Annotated in this window: 6 protein-coding genes; all 6 read right to left on the bottom strand. The window is 37.9% G+C overall.

What is annotated here, in order from left to right:
* The coding region (locus ACLOR3_RS06275) for a hypothetical protein (RefSeq protein ID WP_412037075.1) at window positions 1-708 on the bottom strand (708 nt) is incomplete at its 3' end.
* Between the two features lie 164 nt (window positions 709-872).
* A complete protein-coding gene (locus ACLOR3_RS06280; RefSeq protein ID WP_048715505.1) occupies window positions 873-1,262 on the bottom strand; it encodes an Imm50 family immunity protein in 390 nt (129 codons plus the stop codon).
* Between the two features lie 97 nt (window positions 1,263-1,359).
* The gene (locus ACLOR3_RS06285; RefSeq protein ID WP_411400600.1) at window positions 1,360-1,986 is read right to left on the bottom strand and encodes a hypothetical protein; all 627 of its coding nucleotides are present in this window, start codon (window positions 1,984-1,986) and stop codon (window positions 1,360-1,362) included.
* Between the two features lies 1 nt (window position 1,987).
* Window positions 1,988-2,515: an Imm26 family immunity protein gene (locus tag ACLOR3_RS06290; protein WP_411400602.1), complete on the bottom strand. Its 528-nt coding sequence runs from the start codon at window positions 2,513-2,515 to the stop codon at window positions 1,988-1,990.
* Between the two features lie 19 nt (window positions 2,516-2,534).
* A complete protein-coding gene (locus ACLOR3_RS06295) occupies window positions 2,535-3,095 on the bottom strand; it encodes an immunity protein (protein WP_411400604.1) in 561 nt (186 codons plus the stop codon).
* Window positions 3,096-3,147: 52 nt separating this feature from the next.
* A partial coding sequence (locus ACLOR3_RS06300; RefSeq protein ID WP_412037076.1) for a DUF7716 domain-containing protein occupies window positions 3,148-3,370 on the bottom strand: 223 nt, incomplete at its 5' end.

Raw genomic sequence — 3,370 nt, forward strand, 5'->3', positions numbered from 1 at the left:
TGAAACAGAAATTTTGCTCACAACCTCATTCTCTTTATCCAGCAGATACAGGAAGTTACTTTTTGCTTCCAGTTTACCAAGCTTAGCCCCATAATCCATCTCATGAGCAGCGCAGGATTGAATCAACTGACGGATTCTCTTATCCTTTTGCTCTATCTTCCAAAACAAATCAACCTTATCCAGCTGATGCTCCACTTGAATGGAAAAGATCGTGGATTGGATCTTCTTCCTTTTCCACTCCCAGCTATTTTCATAATCGTTTTTCTCTATTTCATTGACTACATCCTCTATCAAGGAGTATGGAATAGAGAGCTCCTGAAACACGCGCTTTACCCCTTTTAACAAGGCCTCTAAGAGCAGCTTTTTCTGTTCCAATGGACTCGAGCTTTCATAGCTAGAAAAATCAAATAAGACCTGAACAGTATAGACGCCAAGTAGGTTCATGATAGCTGGATTGCTAATCGTATCTACACATTCTACGATGATTTTCCAACAATCCTGGGTTATAACTGGTTTGAAAAGCCGTTCTACCATAGAGGTCATACATTTGGATTCATATACGAACGCTCTTCGAAGGTCTTTCCAATTCTGTCGATAGTCCTTAATTCTAGCTTCCTCGTAAGTTAGCGTAGCTGAGTCCATCAGCTCCTCAATCCTCTGTTGATTTTCCACATAGGGCTTATCTAATTCAAAATACTGTAACTTCATATTCGTGGTCTCGTAGTTTTTTTCTTGTAGAAAGGTCTAGCCTTAGGTCAAGGTCTAATATTTGTGCTCTTCCTTCACTTTTTCCCATAGTCGTGGTGTCCCTCCTAGCAATGGAGGATTGTTTGATCATCCAGAATCTCCGCAAATAAGCTAAGAATACATCTTTAAGTATCAATCTTCACAGGACCAATCTCAGCAATTCTAACTAGGTCAGAAGAACCCGATAACATCACATCATTTTGGTTTATAAAATTGAATTCAACCTTATTCTCTAAAAAGAGCAGTTCCAGTTGTCCCTTAACCTTATGAATCCCCTTAGAATAAAAATGGATTTCATCTAAATTAAAAAACTCTAAATTAATTTTTATGGCATTAAATGCACTTTTCTGCCACTTTTCAGGGAAGTCAGTTGGTAAATCATATACATAAAGGACAAGATCTAATTTGTAATCGTAACATAATACAGTATCAAGAAATACATTATTCAAGTCCAAATCACCATCAAACAAATGAATAATCTTTTCCTTCCCCACTACTTTTTCAAACCATTTCACAGTATGAACTCCTTTTTAAAAATGAATATAAGTCTTCTTTTTAAGATTCATTGTTTCCCTCTTTAAGGAAGTGACAGTTTCTCTCTTTAAGTAGATTTTAGAATAGACTAACTCTTCTGCCGTCCTTTCCTTTTGTAACGTCATTGATTAAGTCCTTGACGGTAGATATATCGAACTGACGGGAAAAGTCTACAATTTTCTGGCGATTCTGTTCTGGATATAAATAAGATGCAGCTAAAATAAATAAAAATGGATTTATGACTTGACCAATATGCTCAAGATATTTAGGATGAGTCACATAAGACATAATTTTGTTAAAATCATCATCTTTCAGAACAATCTTTCTCTGATATATCGCTGCACAGGCACCTGCAGCTTGAGATGAGTTATTCGATTCTAAGGACTCATAAACAAAAGACAAGTTCTCTGTTTCTGAATTTTCTAGATAAGCAATCGCTACTGCTAGAGAGCGGTAGGTTACGGGTGTTGGAATATCTCTCAGCAGCAATGACTTGAGATAGGGGACTTCTTCTGTACAATCCGTTGCGGCTATGGCGTAGAGTAAGTACATTTGTGATTCCCATGATTTAGGCTTTTCCATCTCGCCTTCCAAGGCTTGATGCAAAAATGGTCCATATCCTTTTAGTTTACCCTTTAAAATTTTTTTCGGTGCCTTTTTTACCAAGGGCGTACGTCCTGAAGTTAACTCATCTACATAGTCCATCTCAAACTCCTTTATTTCCTCTGCTTGCCAGTTCTTCTTCCAATATTCTGTTATAAACTATAGTTCCGACACAGGCTTCCCAGTCTAGGTCCTCAACTTCTTCCCTAGAAAAAATCTTAGGTTCGCGCCTACCATCTAGCCAGACCTTCCCAAATTGAGGACCATTTGGGTCTCCCCATTTAAAGGCTAAATCCTTAAAAGGGCTTGGATCAAAATCCACTTGGTGACCAATTATCTGCCAAGACAATACTGGACTTCGATCAAACAAGGTGTAGGAATCTATAATGATGGGCTTACCTATAAATTGAGCACGACTTAGCTCCTCAACTGTTATAGTAGGACTTGCTTGAAAGATATCGAAAAATTGAATGACATGACCAACATTCACTTTTCCAAGGATTTGACCAAATACAAACATTTCCTCCGAAAATTGATAGCAAAAAATATCACCAATTTTAATAAATCGAAGTTTTGTTCTTGGCTTTTCATTCCACTCACGAATCTTTATCTGGGGCAATTTTTTCTCCATAATTAATTTAATTCTATTCCTACTGCTCTTTATTTAAGATATGAAAGAGATCATCTCTTAGTACAATTCCATCGTCTTCTATCAAATAGGCCATGTGCTCCCAGAAGGGCAATTCTTGTTCAAGGGACTTTTCCAAGGCAAGTACTTGAGCCTTCAAGTTTGCTGCAATCTCTTCGACTTCATCTTGCTCAATCTCATAAAACTTTGCTTTCAAAAGAAAGATGCCTGATAGAAAGAGTGAATACGAGGAAACAAAAGTATGCAAGGAAGAATTGACATAAACCCTCGATTCTTGAAAAACTTCCCTTCCTTCTTGATTGCAAAGTAAGAAGACTTGCTTCTCTTCTCCAATTACAAAGGCACCTAAAAAACACTGACCAAAAAGCCTATAACTCTCCTGATTTTTCCTTAGTTCGACTAGTTCGTCGCCTGCTTTGACAAAAGAAAATCCCATTTTGGAGTAATCCTCTAAATATGCCAAAAGGTTGAAACGGACCTCATCCAAACTAAATGGTTTCTCCTCTTTAGGACCTACGCTAAAACCGTACTCCTTCACCAATTCATCGATATTGACTGTCATTTTTCTCCTTATCACTATCAGTCATTGAATACCATTTCTCTAATCGGCCTAGCTAATCATCAAAAGGCATAAAGCTATCATGTTGCTGATAATAATTTAAAGCCTCGACCAAGTCTTGGGGACTAGCATCTGGCTTTTCCTCAAGTGCGACTGCAAGAACATCAATCAACTGCTCTCCATAATAGACTAGCAGCAGATCTTGCTCCGTCACTTCTGTCGGGTAGACATCACGGTCTTCCACAACATCCGGATAATCGGATACCCAATAGAGCCTA

This window comes from Streptococcus intestinihominis (genome assembly GCF_046824975.1).
Taxonomy (GTDB): domain Bacteria; phylum Bacillota; class Bacilli; order Lactobacillales; family Streptococcaceae; genus Streptococcus.

Bases quoted from the DNA above. Each gene is read 5' to 3' on its own strand.
- ACLOR3_RS06285 (WP_411400600.1), bottom strand. From the start codon at position 1,986: ATGGACTATGTAGATGAGTTAACTTCAGGACGTACGCCCTTGGTAAAA.
- ACLOR3_RS06290 (WP_411400602.1), bottom strand. From the start codon at position 2,515: ATGGAGAAAAAATTGCCCCAGATAAAGATTCGTGAGTGGAATGAAAAG.
- ACLOR3_RS06295 (WP_411400604.1), bottom strand. From the start codon at position 3,095: ATGACAGTCAATATCGATGAATTGGTGAAGGAGTACGGTTTTAGCGTA.